This is a genomic window from Thermococcus sp., assembly GCF_027011145.1.
Taxonomy (GTDB): domain Archaea; phylum Methanobacteriota_B; class Thermococci; order Thermococcales; family Thermococcaceae; genus Thermococcus.
This window is the reverse complement of record NZ_JALVAO010000004.1, coordinates 1-13,897: the sequence shown is the minus strand read 5'-3', so window position 1 is coordinate 13,897 and position 13,897 is coordinate 1. Positions and strand designations below refer to the sequence as shown.

Annotated in this window: 14 protein-coding genes and 1 pseudogene; 7 read left to right on the top strand and 8 right to left on the bottom strand. The window is 51.0% G+C overall.

Going from position 1 to position 13,897, the window contains the following annotated elements; genetic code table 11:
- Positions 1 to 1,409 (top strand): annotated as a pseudogene (locus MVG27_RS00575) (DNA polymerase); the annotation flags it as partial.
- A gap of 16 nt (positions 1,410 to 1,425) precedes the next feature.
- Here the strand turns inward: MVG27_RS00575 and MVG27_RS00570 are convergent.
- Genes MVG27_RS00570 through MVG27_RS00560 form a run of 3 tightly spaced genes read right to left on the bottom strand, consistent with a single transcriptional unit; the run spans position 1,426 to position 3,709 of the window.
- Entirely contained in the window at positions 1,426 to 2,124 is a 699-nt protein-coding gene (locus MVG27_RS00570) for an HAD family hydrolase (RefSeq protein WP_297549335.1), read from the bottom strand.
- A 40-nt stretch (positions 2,125 to 2,164) separates the two neighbouring features.
- Positions 2,165 to 3,187 carry a DUF3226 domain-containing protein gene (locus tag MVG27_RS00565; RefSeq protein ID WP_297549259.1) on the bottom strand — a complete coding sequence of 341 codons (1,023 nt, stop codon included), beginning with the start codon at positions 3,185 to 3,187 and terminating at the stop codon, positions 2,165 to 2,167.
- On the bottom strand, positions 3,188 to 3,709 hold the full coding sequence (locus tag MVG27_RS00560) for a DUF2391 family protein (protein WP_297549257.1): 522 nt from the start codon (positions 3,707 to 3,709) through the stop codon (positions 3,188 to 3,190). It abuts the gene before it with no gap.
- A gap of 95 nt (positions 3,710 to 3,804) precedes the next feature.
- On the opposite strand from MVG27_RS00560, the gene MVG27_RS00555 reads away from it, so the two are divergent.
- A complete protein-coding gene (locus MVG27_RS00555) occupies positions 3,805 to 6,030 on the top strand; it encodes a DHH family phosphoesterase (protein WP_297470799.1) in 2,226 nt (741 codons plus the stop codon).
- A gap of 49 nt (positions 6,031 to 6,079) precedes the next feature.
- Positions 6,080 to 6,334 carry a hypothetical protein gene (locus tag MVG27_RS00550; RefSeq protein WP_297555829.1) on the top strand — a complete coding sequence of 85 codons (255 nt, stop codon included), beginning with the start codon at positions 6,080 to 6,082 and terminating at the stop codon, positions 6,332 to 6,334.
- On the opposite strand, the gene MVG27_RS00545 is transcribed toward MVG27_RS00550, so the two are convergent.
- Positions 6,331 to 8,640 (bottom strand): PEGA domain-containing protein, encoded by a 2,310-nt coding sequence (locus MVG27_RS00545; protein ID WP_297555823.1) that lies wholly within the window; start codon positions 8,638 to 8,640, stop codon positions 6,331 to 6,333. The two genes, MVG27_RS00550 and MVG27_RS00545, sit on opposite strands and share 4 nt — an antisense overlap.
- An 81-nt stretch (positions 8,641 to 8,721) precedes the next feature.
- Here MVG27_RS00545 and MVG27_RS00540 point away from each other — a divergent pair, with 81 nt between their 5' ends.
- Complete coding sequence (locus tag MVG27_RS00540) at positions 8,722 to 8,934, top strand: hypothetical protein (RefSeq protein WP_297549754.1); 213 nt, start codon at positions 8,722 to 8,724, stop codon at positions 8,932 to 8,934.
- Here MVG27_RS00540 and MVG27_RS00535 read toward each other — a convergent pair.
- The 3 genes from MVG27_RS00535 to MVG27_RS00525 all read right to left on the bottom strand — a co-directional run bounded on the left by MVG27_RS00535 (position 8,918) and on the right by MVG27_RS00525 (position 11,562).
- Positions 8,918 to 9,904 carry an asparaginase gene (locus MVG27_RS00535; protein WP_297549737.1) on the bottom strand — a complete coding sequence of 329 codons (987 nt, stop codon included), beginning with the start codon at positions 9,902 to 9,904 and terminating at the stop codon, positions 8,918 to 8,920. The genes MVG27_RS00540 and MVG27_RS00535 overlap by 17 nt on opposite strands.
- An 87-nt stretch (positions 9,905 to 9,991) precedes the next feature.
- Entirely contained in the window at positions 9,992 to 11,164 is a 1,173-nt protein-coding gene (locus MVG27_RS00530; protein WP_297555820.1) for an MFS transporter, read from the bottom strand.
- A gap of 14 nt (positions 11,165 to 11,178) precedes the next feature.
- Positions 11,179 to 11,562: a PaaI family thioesterase gene (locus MVG27_RS00525; RefSeq protein ID WP_297555827.1), complete on the bottom strand. Its 384-nt coding sequence runs from the start codon at positions 11,560 to 11,562 to the stop codon at positions 11,179 to 11,181.
- A gap of 51 nt (positions 11,563 to 11,613) precedes the next feature.
- Here MVG27_RS00525 and MVG27_RS00520 point away from each other — a divergent pair, with 51 nt between their 5' ends.
- Together MVG27_RS00520 and MVG27_RS00515 are read left to right on the top strand one after the other, a co-directional pair.
- Entirely contained in the window at positions 11,614 to 12,012 is a 399-nt protein-coding gene (locus MVG27_RS00520; protein WP_297555826.1) for a DUF2240 family protein, read from the top strand.
- Positions 12,013 to 12,054: 42 nt separating this feature from the next.
- Positions 12,055 to 12,591 (top strand): nicotinamidase, encoded by a 537-nt coding sequence (locus tag MVG27_RS00515; RefSeq protein ID WP_297555825.1) that lies wholly within the window; start codon positions 12,055 to 12,057, stop codon positions 12,589 to 12,591.
- Here the strand turns inward: MVG27_RS00515 and MVG27_RS00510 are convergent.
- Positions 12,527 to 13,564 (bottom strand): AI-2E family transporter, encoded by a 1,038-nt coding sequence (locus MVG27_RS00510; protein ID WP_297555818.1) that lies wholly within the window; start codon positions 13,562 to 13,564, stop codon positions 12,527 to 12,529. The genes MVG27_RS00515 and MVG27_RS00510 overlap by 65 nt on opposite strands.
- 46 nt (positions 13,565 to 13,610) lie before the next feature.
- Here MVG27_RS00510 and MVG27_RS00505 point away from each other — a divergent pair.
- The coding region (locus MVG27_RS00505) for a hypothetical protein (protein WP_297555817.1) at positions 13,611 to 13,897 on the top strand (287 nt) is incomplete at its 3' end.

The window sequence follows — 13,897 nt, the reverse complement described above, 5'->3', positions numbered from 1 at the left end:
AGAGGGTAGCCCGCTACTCGATGGAGGACGCCAAGGTAACTTTTGAGCTCGGAAAGGAGTTCTTCCCGATGGAGGCGCAGCTTTCAAGACTCATAGGCCAGAGCCTCTGGGATGTATCGCGTTCGAGCACGGGCAACCTTGTGGAGTGGTTTCTCCTAAGGAAAGCCTACGAGAGAAACGAGCTTGCACCCAACAAGCCTGATGAGAGGGAACTTGCAAGAAGGAGACAGAGCTATGCAGGCGGATACGTCAAGGAACCGGAACGGGGATTATGGGAGAACATAGTTTATCTAGACTTTAGAAGCCTCTACCCCTCAATAATAATCACCCATAACGTTTCGCCTGACACTCTCAACAGAGAAGGCTGTAAAGAATACGATGTGGCCCCGCAGGTGGGCCATAAGTTCTGCAAGGACTTTCCGGGATTCATTCCAAGCCTTCTCGGAGACCTTCTGGAGGAGAGGCAGAAGATAAAGAGAAAGATGAAGGCAACTATAGACCCCGTTGAGAAGAAGCTCCTTGATTACAGGCAGCGGGCCATTAAAATCCTTGCAAACAGCTTCTACGGTTACTACGGCTACGCAAAGGCTCGCTGGTATTGCAGGGAGTGTGCCGAGAGTGTTACTGCCTGGGGCAGGGAGTACATAGAGACCACTATAAGAGAGATAGAGGAGAAATTTGGCTTTAAAGTACTGTATGCCGACACCGATGGCTTTTTCGCGACAATTCCTGGAGCGGATGCCGAAACGGTCAAAAAGAAGGCGAAAGAGTTCCTCAAGTATATAAATACTAAACTGCCCGGTTTGCTTGAACTCGAGTACGAGGGCTTCTACGTCAGGGGCTTCTTCGTGACGAAAAAGAAGTACGCGGTAATAGACGAGGAAGGCAAGATAACAACGCGCGGGCTTGAGATAGTGAGGCGCGACTGGAGCGAGATAGCGAAAGAAACGCAGGCGAGAGTTCTGGAGGCCATACTCAAGCACGGTGACGTTGAAGAGGCAGTTAGGATAGTCAAGGAAGTGACAGAGAAGCTGAGCAAGTACGAGGTTCCACCGGAGAAGCTCGTCATCCACGAGCAGATAACGAGAGACCTGAAGGACTACAAAGCCACTGGACCGCACGTGGCCGTTGCCAAAAGGCTCGCCGCGAGGGGGATAAAAATTCGTCCGGGAACCGTGATAAGCTACATCGTCCTCAAGGGCTCCGGCAGGATTGGGGACAGGGCCATTCCCTTCGACGAGTTCGACCCGACGAAGCACCGCTATGATGCCGAGTATTACATCGAGAACCAGGTTCTGCCGGCAGTTGAGAGAATTCTAAGGGCCTTTGGCTACCGCAAGGAGGATTTGAAGTATCAGAAGACGAAGCAGGTCGGACTTGGCGCGTGGCTTAAAATGGGAAAGAAGTGAAAGCCAAGCTCATTCGCTAGTTTTTTTCTATTTCCTCAAGCACTTCCAGAATCCCTTCAACGCTCGGAACCTCAAAGCCCCGCTCGTGGATTCTCCTAACACTTTCCGCTTCCGGGTTTATCCAGACCGCCCAGAGGCCGGCCTTTAAAGCGCCTTCAAAGTCCTCCGCGTAGGTATCGCCGATGTGTATGGCTTCCTCCGGTTTCACGTTGAAGGCCTTCAGAGGCTTCTCAAACATCTCCCTCATGGGCTTGAACGCCTTAACCTCATCCGCGAAGAAGGTCTTGTCGATGTGGTCCATAAGGCCAAACCTTTCAAGCAGAAGCCTCGTGTAAGAACCCGGCCAGAACATCACGTTGCCCGTGACGGTGACCTTTAGGCCCTTCCGCTTAACGCCCTCAAGAGTCTCCTTCGCTCCCGGCAGGACGATTTCATCATCAACCCTCAGAACTGCTCTCGCGGTAGCCCTCTTGACGAGCTCGACCTCTATCCCAAGAAGCTCCGCCAGAAGCTCCTGGCTCTCCTCCAGAGCCCTTTCCCGATTTCCTGTGCCCTTGGAGCGCATGGCCTTGATTCTCTCGCGGGTGAGCATTATGCCCTCGACGACGTCTATTATACAAGCCCCCATAAGCTTGGAAAGCTCAACTGCCATGGCATCGAGCATAACGTTTATATCTAGGAGCGTGTTCCAGACGTCGAATGAGACGAGCTTCATACTTCCCACCAGAGATAATAACCGGAGAAAGCTTAAAAACTCAGCGCTCGGCAAAAGCGAGATACCTGAGACCCTCCATCAGCCCGGCATCTCTCAGAACGGCCTTAAGGTTTCTAAACCTAGAGCGCATGACGAAGAGCTCGTAGAACCCCTCAAGGTTTCCCCAGTGCCCATAGGCTGAGAGGGCCAGATACATAACCTCCTTCGGTTTGAACTTTCTTCCAAGGCTCTCGTTGAGGGCTTTGAGACCGGGCTTTATTTTCTCGAGCAGTCCCTCCCTGGCTATGAGATGGAGCATCAAATCCTCAACGGTCGGCTTCCTCCAGTCTATGAGCTCGTCCTTGAAGGGCAGGCCTATTATGAGCGGAACCACCTCCGTTTCACCGACGCGGTAGCCGAGCTCTGTCTTCTCATGCCGGAACCCGGAGAGCTTTCCGGTTATCGAGGCGAGGGCATTTTCCCTGCTCTCGTCAACATCAACGGCAACACCGAGCCTTTCAACTGCGAATCCAAAGACGTCCATGGCCTTAAGGAAGTTCCCTAGGTTTCTGATAACCCCCGAGTTCCCCTCGCTCGGGATAACAGCCAAGTAGTGACCGTCGCTTTCCCTCTTTAGGAGGTCGAAGTTGTCGCGCTCAAAAACGCGCTCTATGAACCTTAAACTCCCCGGGGCTTTTCTGCTCTCTTTGAACTCGAAGAGCTTTTTGAAAACCGCTTTGAAGAACTTCGCGTCGGTTTTGCCTTCCACGAAGAGCACCGATGTTCTCGCCTCCTCTCCAGAAAACCCACCTCTGACGTCGAAGTCGAGGTACTTCCTCAGCTCGTGGGTTTCTTTAAGCGTTAGGGTCTTTCCAGTCTCGGAGTAGAGGAGAACGTTGTCATCACCCTTCCTGAAGCGACTGGTTATGATGTCAATCAGCTCGAGACTGGCCGTTACGAGGGTTTCGTCCTCTTTGAGAGAGTCCACAAAGGCCATGAGCTCATCCCTGGTTTTACCGTATTCCGGAAAAAGGAGGGCATCGTTTCCAAAGGCCTCCCATTTTCTGCCGGTTACGATTCTCATTCACCTCACCATGTCAACGGCTATTGCCCCTATGACCGCGAACGTGCTTATTATAACCGTCGCGTTGAGATACTGGAGCCTGTTGAAGTGGGCTATGTAGTCGATTCCGAAGATGTATATCAGAAAGGCCGAGACGGCATAGGAAATCAAAGCCACCGTTATGAGCCTCTTGGGGATATGGAATATCTCCTCACGCTTCAGGTTCCCGAGGTTTGCCTTGGTAAGGAAGAGGTAGGCCAGAATCAGGGTCATCAGGAATATCGCGAGGGAACGTTCCACGGAAATGTCCTTGGCAACATCCCAGACTTCCCCCGTGAAGAGGAAGGGCAGGGCGAAGGTTATCGCGCCGACTATCTCCTGGGCTATGTCGTCCCAGCCAAGGGAATCGGGTTTTTTCTGCTCTTCAAGCTTTTCAACCTGCCTCGTGAGTTTCTCCACGCTCTTGCGGAGCTTCTCCAGTTCAACCACCTCGTGCTCAGGTTCGGGGTTCATCATCTCTTCAGCATTGGATTCACTCATCATCGCAGAGAAACGTATCAAAGGGAGGGTTATAAAGGTTGAGTAGAATCTGCTAACGTTTTTAAGTCAAGAGGGCAACCGAGGTAGGGTGAGAGAGAATGGCAGTCAAGGACTGTCCCGAGTGTCATGGAACGGGAAAGGTTAAGGTTGGCGAGAAGGAGTGCCCCGTTTGCGAGGGCTGGGGCTACGTTCCGGCTGATTTCAAAATAGGCGATAAGCTGAAGGGCTACAGAAACCTTGACCACCTTGGAGTTGAGGACGAGGTTGATGAAATCCCCTGCCCAGAGTGCCACGGCAAGGGGACTGTTCCGGTTTACGACACCTGTCCAGTCTGTGGTGGAACCGGAAAGGTCCTCGCCTGCGATATATGCGGTAAAATCAAAGGGCCCTGGGAGCCCGGAATGGACACAACCTGGGTCTGTCCGGACTGCCTGAGGAAGTACAAGGTTGTTTTCATTCTCGACAAGACCTGTGACTACGAGGACGTTGAAATCGGAAGCCTCTACAAGGGAACCATAGATAGAGTGGAGCGCTTTGGCGTTTTCGTCAAACTCAACCCCCACGTTGTCGGTTTAATCAAGCGGAAGGACCTCCTCGGCGGAAGGGAGTACATACCCGGGCAGGAGATAATCGTTCAGGTCCTTGACGTGAGGCCAGACAAGAGGGAAATCGACCTAATCGAGTCCCCGCTGAGGCATTACAAGACGGTTGTGGTTAAGAAAGAACTCCCCGTAACGCCAATAGCCGAGCTGAGCAAGGACATGGCCGGAAAGACTGTGAGAATACAGGGAAGGGTGACGCAGATACAGGTAACCGGCGGGCCGACGGTCTTTACCATAACTGACGGAACCGGCATAACCTGGGCGGCCGCATTCGAGGCCCCGGGAGTGAGGGCTTACCCGAACATAAGCGTCGGCGACATTGTTGAAATCATTGGAAAGATAGCCTTCCACTCCGGCGAGATTCAGATAGAAGTCAGCGACATGGCGAGGCTCTGGGGACCGGACGCGGCGAGGGTTAAACAGCAGATAGAGGCCGAACTGGACAAGAGGGCCCAGCCAAAGGACGTGGGATTCCTCGTGGAGAGCGAGGTTCTTGAGAAGCTCAAGCCCAAGATAATGAAGGCGGCCTTCATGATTAGGAGAGCAATCTTTGAAGGTAGACCGATTCTGCTGAGGCACCACTCCGATACAGACGGCTACACCTCCGGTCTGGCACTCGAATACGCGATAGTCCCGTTGATAGAGAGCATCTCCCCCGACCCGCAGGCGAGGTGGAAGCTCTTCAAGCGCAGACCCAGTAGAGCACCCTTCTACGAGCTCGAAGATGTGCTCAAGGACATAATCTTCATGATTGAGGACCACGAGAAGTTCGGCGACCCTCTGCCTCTGGTTGTCATCGTGGACAACGGCGGAACCAGCGAGGACATTCCCGCTTACAAGCGCATAAGGGCCTACGGCGTGCCGATAGTGGTTATAGACCACCACGACCCGAGGGAGTGGATTAGCGAGGATAAGGCCAAGGTTGATGAATACGTCGATGTTCACGTCAATCCACACCACGTGAAGAGGGGTTACTACGAACTAACAGCCGGAATGCTGGCAACGGAAGTGGCTCGCTTCATAAACCCCGAGGTGGAGGACAAGATAAAGCACCTGCCGGCGATAGCTGGAACTGGCGACAGGAGTAAGGCTCCCGAGTTCTACCAGTACCTTGAGATAGCAAAGAAGTCCAAGGGTCTGACCGAGGAGGATTTGAAGAAGATAGCCGAGGTAATAGACCACGAGGCCTTCTACTGGAAGTTCATGGACGGCCACGGAATCATAGACGAGATTCTCCTCCTCACTGGAAACCTGCAGAGGCATCGCGAGCTCATAAACGCGATTTACCCTGAGGTGAAGGAGAAGCAGGAGAAGGCCCTAAAGGCTTCCCTACCCCACGTCAAGAGCGTCGTTTTGCCTAACGGCATAAGGTTCAACACGATAGACGTGGAACTCTTCGCTCCAAAGTTTTCCTACCCATCGCCGGGCAAGTTAAGTGGTTTAATCCACGACCACTTCAAGGAGAAGTACGGCGAGGACAGCCCCATCCTAACGCTCGCTTATGGTCCAGACTTTGCCGTGGTGAGGGCCAGCGACGGAATGGCCGCGTACGACTTCGACTTAAACGCCATAATTCCAAAGCTCCAAGAGAAGCTACCGAGCGCTGGAATAGAGGGCGGTGGCCACAGCTACGCGGGTTCCATTAAGTTCTTCGAGGGCATGAGGAAAGAGGTCTTAGAGGAGTTCGCGAAGCAGGTCGTGAAGCTGAAGAAAAAAGAGTGAACTTGCAAACGTTTTTAACCTCCCTCCCCCACTTATCCCGGTGAACGCTTTGAAGATTGTTCTTGAGGTAACTTTCAGAATGGGTGGGGTCAACTTCAGGGGAACGAGATGGGAAGACGGAAACCTGATTTTCGAGTTCGAGAGGCTTGGAGATGCATTCATTCAGGTGCTCAGCAACCATAAGGTCGAGGTTGACGTGGAAAAGGCTCCGGAGAAAGTCCTCGTCGAGCTGAAAACGAAAGAGGGAGGAAAGGTTTTCGAGGCCTTCGAGAGGAACGGTGTTTATTTGGCAGTAGAGCCTTAGATCTTTCTCTGTTCAACTACTAGCACTAAGAGAGCCAATACTCCTATGAAAGCGGGACCACATATGTTTCTTTTCTCATTTAACGGTAGTGTACTCATGTTTTGAGTTGGAGCGCTTGAGGTTTTGGTATGGGTAACCGGTGAGGGTGTGTTTATCGAGCGTTTTGTAGAGGGTGTCACCCGGGTAAGGGTGATATTCAATTTTCTCGTCTCTCCAGGATTGAGTGATAAGTTCATGGAGTAGTTCTGATAGCCTTCGCGTGACAGAATTACAGTGTAATTCCCGGGATTAAGGGAAACAGTCAGAGGAGTTATATTGTACATCTTCCCATTTATCCGCACCTCTGCCGAGGGGTTACTGGAGATTATTAGAGTAGCAGGCTCGGGCCGAAGATTGAATGTTAAGTTGATAACACCAAAAGTCCATATCTCCTTTGATTGTGGGACGTAACCATCTTTAATGGCAGTAACAAGGCAGTGGTAGCCAGTTGGTAGTATTATCCCTTTTATCTCAGGCGTAAGGTTAAAGATGAATCTATAAGTCGGTCTATAAGATATCGGACACATTACTTTTATAGTGGCGTTCTCCGGGGAAACAGAAAGTCGCAGAAATGACGCAAGAACGTCAATAGAAAAGCCGTAACTAACAAACGCCTGTAAGTGAATCTTCTCTGTATGGGATATGAAACCAGGACGGGTTACGGTAATGTTGTGCATTCCGGGAAAGAGGTATAGAGTCGCCACTGAGCTAACGTTAATCTTAGTGTTGTCTACGTAAATTGATGCATCCTCTGGAAATCGTGAATTCTTTTCCCTGATTATTTCCACATCAACCATTGGTTTTGGATTTCTGAGCTCAACAAGGTTCAGGGCAGAATTAACAGGAACAATGCTAATATTACCGGGATGCATCTCAACGTTGAGGAGTTTTATGTTATAGGGAGCAATATACCTGCCAGCCTCAATCTTGAAACCCGTATTTCGTAGCTGTATCGAAAAGTTACCCCCATAGAGGAAGCTTTTCCTCAGTTCCAAAGGATTATGAAGCTTGGTATAGGGAATCCCGATGGCTAAAAGGGGATTATATACCTTGAAGTTTGTATCTGAATATTTTGAGGCAGTTAATAAGAGAACCAGAGAACCGTCCATGGTAAAAACAGAAGTGAATGGGGAAATAGTCGAGGGATAGTAACTTATGGGAGAGCGGTTAACGTTAACAAAATATCCATCTATTGAGCTATTATGAAGCCATCCTACAAAAAATCTTTCATAATTCTTGTAAATCCCGGACACTATCAGAGACTCATTGGTCAAAGGTAGATGATACAAGTTGAGGACTCCCGAATAACCAAGCTCAATGGGACTGGAGTTAACGATGGCTTCTTTAAATGAATAATAAATGGGATTAAGGTCCCTATCAATGGTCATCCACCACAATCCGCTTTTCTGAAGGGTAATTTTCTCGGGACTGTACTTTTCAATGAGGAACTCTCCAAAGAGCTTAATCGTATTGTTGGAATAACTTGCATTAATTGTCCACCAATCAGCTGACCTTACGGGAGTGCCCCCGTCAAGGAGAGTAAACGCAATCGAGCTCAGAATGTTGAAATCTTTTGTGAACTTCAAAATAAAGACTTTCCCCTGTGCATCGCCCAGACTCCACGAACTTCCCACTACAATGTACGAGCTCTTGAGAACCAGAACTGCATCAACTCCATCTGCATAAGGACCACCAATAGCAACAAACTTCTCAAGCTTTCGGGTTTCTGGATTAAAAACGCCTATAAATCCATCACTACCAGAGTAAAAAGACCCACTACCTACCAGCAAAATTCTCCCTGTGAATTTATCAACTAGCACCCTTGAGATGGATGAGGTATAACGGGTTAAGTACGCCCTTTCCCACAGGATATCCCCTTTTTTGTTGAGATAGGCTATCCAAAAACCCCCATGAAAATTTGAATGAATGTTTCCAGAATCTATACCACCTGCAATTAAAAACCCTCCATCGTAAGGGATTATTGAGGATGGATAAACTGCATAGCCTTTTGGTTCAGAAACATGGTATATACGAAGGGGGACGATATTCATGTCTTCATCAAATCGGATGAGAGCCCAAGTGCTTGCATTGTCAAAGAGTATTAGTAAACCATAATTCCCGTTCTGTTCCATTACTAAGGCCGGTGCTTTGTTGTTCACAGTGTATCCCGTAACTGTCACGTCATCTCCAAAGCTGACTCCAGAGACATAACTAAAAGATATGATGGAGAGTAAAATAATAGTTAGAACTACCTGTCTAATATTCATGACCTCATCACCTCGTACATCCAAACCCAAGAGTCCATTATAGTTTTAAATCTTTCTATGGAGAAAGAAACGGTGGTGCCCATGTTCCTTGCCGAGTTCAAGCTCCGCTTTGGGGACAGAAAGTGGTACGTGAGGAGAATCGTTGAGGCCTCCAGCATTGAAGAGGCTGAAGAGAAAGCCAAACGCTATGCCGAGCTCATGAACCGGGGAGATGTGAGGTGGGAGCTCAGTTATGTAATGGAGGCAACGAGGCCCCTTCTAATTGGTGACGAAGAACTCAAAAAGCTGAGCTGATTTCCCCGGCGATGTTTTTCTCAATTATTTCCCTTACCTCACCAACGTTCCTCGTTTTTCCAAGGGCGTACATCAGTTTCACAAGCGTTGCTTCCTTCGTCATGTCTCCGGCTGGGATTACACCGGCTTCAAGCGCCCTTCTGCCGACCTCGTACCTCGTGAGGTCCACACCCCCGTAGAGGGCCTGCGTTGTCATGACCACGGGCTTTTCGGGGGCAACTTTCGAAACAGCCTCAAGAAGGTTCCGGCCCCGGTACGGGATTCCCCCAGCGCCGTAACCCTCGAGAACTATTCCATGAACGTTCTCGGAGATTGCAAGGAAAACCTCCGGGGAAAGACCGGGAGTTAGCCTTACGTGAACGACGTTCGAGTCGAGGGAGGAGTCAAAGGAGGGTTTTCCAGAGGGACTCTCCGGCCTGTGCCTCACGACGACTTCGTTTCCTTTAACGTACGCTATATCAGGATAATTGATGCTCTGAAAAGCGTTCAGGCCGAGGGAGTGGACCTTCGAAACCCTCGTTCCGAGCATTATCTTGTCCATAAAGGCCACGTATATCCCGGGGAAGCCTTTCATGGCAAACGTCAAAGCGGTTTTCAAATTCCTCGGCGCGTCACTGTTTGGCTCGGTTATCGGGAGCATCGAGCCGGTTAAAACCACGGGAATCGGGACGTTCCTCAGCATGAAGCTCAGAGCCGAGGATGTGTAAGCCAGGGTGTCGGTCCCGTGGGTTATCACGATTCCATCGTATTCGTCAAGGCTCTCATAAACGGCCTTCCCGATGGTTACCCAGTCCTCCGGCTGGATTAAAGTACTGTCGAGATTCAGAACGTCCCGGGTGTCGATTTTAACACCATCCCCGCTGATTCCGGCAAGCTTGAGGATTTCTTTAGCGGTTAGCTTTGCCTTGTAACCCCTCTCAGTCTTTGTGCTCGCTATGGTCCCGCCGGTACCGATGATTAGAATTCTCATCTCACCACCCTTATCCAATAGACCCAAGGTTTTTTAGTCTTTTTGACGGGAAATGAACAAAAACGAACAGAAAAAATTGGCAGAACGTCAATCAAACTGGAGCAGAATGAATGCCAGGAATGACATGACTGAGGCAAAGAGGAAGCTATAAGTTAAGGAATAGGCGCTCCAGAGGTAGCCGGCAATCAGCGAAGCCGGGAAGGCAAAGAGCCCAACCACCGTGTGGTAGGCCCCTATGATCGTCCCCTTTTCGTAGTCTCCGGCGAGTTCGGCCATGTAGGCCCTTGGAACGGTGTCCATTACCGCCATGTAGAGGCCGTAGAGGACGAAGGCCACTATGAGAAAGGTTAAACCCCCTGCAAAGGCGAAGCAGAGACTTGCCAACGCCGAGAGAAGGAAGCCAATGCCGATAAGGGCCTTCTTGCTTACCCTGTCGGAGTAAACCCCTATTGGATAGGCTGAAAGGGCGTAGACGAGATTGAAGAGGGCGTAGAAAGCTGAACCCTGAAGGACGGTGTAGCCGAGTTCCTCGGCCTTCCAGAGGGTAAAGGCGTAGCTGTATCTTCCCAGGGTCCCAACCGCAACCACAATCAGGAACAGCTGAAGCGACCGGCTCCTCAGTGACGAGATGCCCCTTATCTTCTTCCTGACTTCATCACCGCGGTCCTTGACGAACAGGGCTATTATCACGAGCGAGAGCAGACCCGGGATTGCCGAGAGCAGAAAGATTCTTCGGTAAAGGGTCTCCCTTGGTAGGTAGGAGAGGAGACCGATTAAGAGAACCGTCACGAGTGGGCCCGCAACGGCACCGAGTGTGTCCATCATCCTGTGGAAGCCAAAGGACTTCCCTGTTTTTCCGTCGCTGGACTCGGCTATTAGCGCGTCGCGTGGTGCCGTCCTGATGCCCTTTCCTGTTCTGTCAAGGAGCCTGAGGAGAAGGAAATCAACCCAGTTCCGTGAGAACGCCAGAAGACCCTTGGCGAGGGTTGAGAGGGCATAGCCCGTGAAAACGAAGGCCTTTCTTTTCCTGAACCTATCGCTGAAGTAACCGAAGACCACCTTGAAGAGGGAACTCGCGCTCTCTATCGCCCCCATTATCGAACCGCTCGCGAGCTTTCCGGCCTTCAGAACCTCGGTTAGGTAAGCAGGAACGATTGGGGCAATCATCTCACTGCTCATGTCGTTGAGAAAGCTGACCAGCCCGAGCAGAAAGACGTTCCAGCTTATTCCAAAGATTTCCTTCCCCTTCTCTTCGGCCACGCTCTGACCCCCGGTTACTCAAGCACGTGCCTATCGAGAACGTAGCAGTGGAAGGTTCCCTCAAAGACTTTCTCGCTTCCTCTGAAAACGTCAGCCTTAACTATCTTCTTCCGCCCCAGGTCTTCAACGACTTCTGCTTTGGCTATCAGTATATCCCCGACCTTCACAGGCTTCAGGAACCTCACCTCAGCCTTCCCGAGAACAACGGTGGGCTCGTTCACAGCTAACATCGCCGCGTAGTCAGCCAGCCCAAACGTAAAACCACCGTGAACGAGGCCGTACTCGTCAACGGCCATCTCTTCAGTTGTTAAAAGCTCGACCTCGGCTCTTCCAGGTTCAATCTTCAACGGTCTGCCAACGAGCCTTTCATTGGCCAGTCTGTGAGTCCTCTGCTCCATATCCAACACCAAAACTTTATCTATCCCCGGATAATAAAAAGATTGATGGCAATGCATCCGCTGAAGGAGGCAGTTGAGGTCAAGGGCTCGGCCGAGTTCACGAGGAGCGAGTTAGTCGGAATTCTGAGCTTTAAGTTGAGGCGCTTTTCGGTTAGCGAGGCTAAGGAGAGAATCAGGGAATGGCTTGAGGAGGGTCTACTGGAGGAGCACAATGGAATGCTCGTGGCAAAACTCGAAATTCTGGAGGAAAAGGAAAAACCAGAGAACCTCCTGGGTGAGATGGTGGTTTACATAGCGAGAACCCTTAGGTGGACGGAGCTTGAGGTCATGGAGGGTATAAAAGCCCTCCGCGAGCGCTACGGCGATTTGGACGAGAGGATTCTGGCTTACCTCTTCGGCCTTGAGAAAGGGATAGACATGTCCCGCTTCAAAGACAGGCTTGAGGTTTAAACGCTTATTAATCCCGCAGAGAAATCCATGGTGGTGATACCCATGCCGGAGGAGGCGCTCATAGTTGTGGACATGCAGAGGGACTTTATGCCGGGGGGAGCCCTTCCCGTCCCCGAGGGGGACAAGATAATCTCGAAATGCAACGAGTACATAAGGAAGTTCAGGGAAAAGGGAGCTCTTATAGTTGCAACCCGCGACTGGCACCCGGAGAACCACATAAGTTTCAAGGAACAGGGAGGACCATGGCCGAGGCACTGCGTTCAGAACACACCAGGGGCGGAGTTTGTCGTTGACCTGCCTGAGGACGCGGTTATAATCTCAAAGGCTACCGAACCGGACAAGGAAGCCTATTCCGGTTTCGAGGGAACGAACCTGGCAGAGATTCTGAGGGAAAAAGGCGTCAAGAGGGTTTACATATGCGGTGTCGCTACCGAGTACTGCGTTAAGGCAACGGCTTTAGATGCTCTAAAACACGGCTTTGAGGTTTACCTGCTGAGCGACGCCGTGAAGGGCATCAACCCTGACGACGAGAGGAAAGCCCTTGAGGAACTGGAGAAGGCCGGCGTGAAAATTCTGTGAGCCTTTTCCATTCTTTAAGCAGGACGAGGAGAAGGTTAAGAACTATAGGCCCGATTATGAGGCCTTTCAGCCCCATCGCCCACGTTCCGCCAATCATTCCTATGAAGACCAGGGTCTCGTCGAGCTCCGTATCCCTGGCAACGAGCATGGGCCTTATCGTGTAGTCCGGCATCGGCGAAACGAGGAAAAAGCCGTAGAGGGCTATGCCAAGGGCGTGGAGGTAGGCCCCTTCAACGGCGAAGTATACTGCCGCGGCGAGCCAAATCATCCAGCCCTCAAAGAGGGGAACGAAGGAGAAGGCAAAGGTCAGGAAGCCGGCAACTATAGCGGTGTACAGGTCCGAAACGCGGAAGATAATGAAGCCAACCGTCATGAGGATTCCCTTGGCGACGTTTAGAAGAAGCCAGGCCCTGACGAGGGCGGACAGGGTTTTATTCACGCTTTCGAGGATTTCCTCACCGAGCTCACGGTTTTTATCCGGAAGGAGGGCATAAACCTGTTCTCTGATTTCCTCACCGTAGGCTAGGGCGTAGTAGTAGGTGAAGAAGAAAACAACGAGCTGAAGGACGTAGGAGGGAATCGAGAAGGCTTCCCTCGAAACGTAGTCGGCCAATTTTGGAACTACCTGGTCCTGAAAGTGCTGGAGGAAGTTGAGAACCTCTGAAGGGAGCGAGAGTGTGAGTAGCCAGTTGAAGACATTTACAACGCTGTCATAGAAGGACATGGCAACCTGAACAGAAACGAGGAGCAGTTCAAGTGTTAAGGCTCCGCCAAAGATGAGCATCAAAAGGCTGATTGCCAGTGCGGAGCGCTTTTTTCCGAGCCTTTTGGAGAGCCTCCTCTGAAGGGGATAGGATGCATAGGCAAGTACGAGCCCAAAGAAGATGGGGGCAACTAATGGATGCACTACCCTCCACGTTACGTAAAGTATGACCGCCACAACCGCGCCCCAGACGAGTTCCTCGGCCTTCATCTCAGGGTTTTTATATCAGACCCTATAAAAATTCGCCGGTGATAGCATGGAGGTAGAGTTAATCAAAAAGTTCGAACTCTACATTGAAAGGGGAGACCGGCTTGTGGAAGAGAGCAGGTACGGAGAGGCATACGAAGCGTACCTTGACGCCCTGAAAACCCTCGGTGCGCTGGTAGTCTACCGGGAAACAGGCATGCTCGTTCCGGCCGAGAAACTTGAGGGCTTCCTCGGGAAGTATCCGAAGCTTGAGGAAGCCCTGAGGAAGTTCTCCTCCCTGACCGGAAGCGAGGAAACAGCAAGGGCTTTAAGGGAGGAACTGGAAGGACTGAAGGG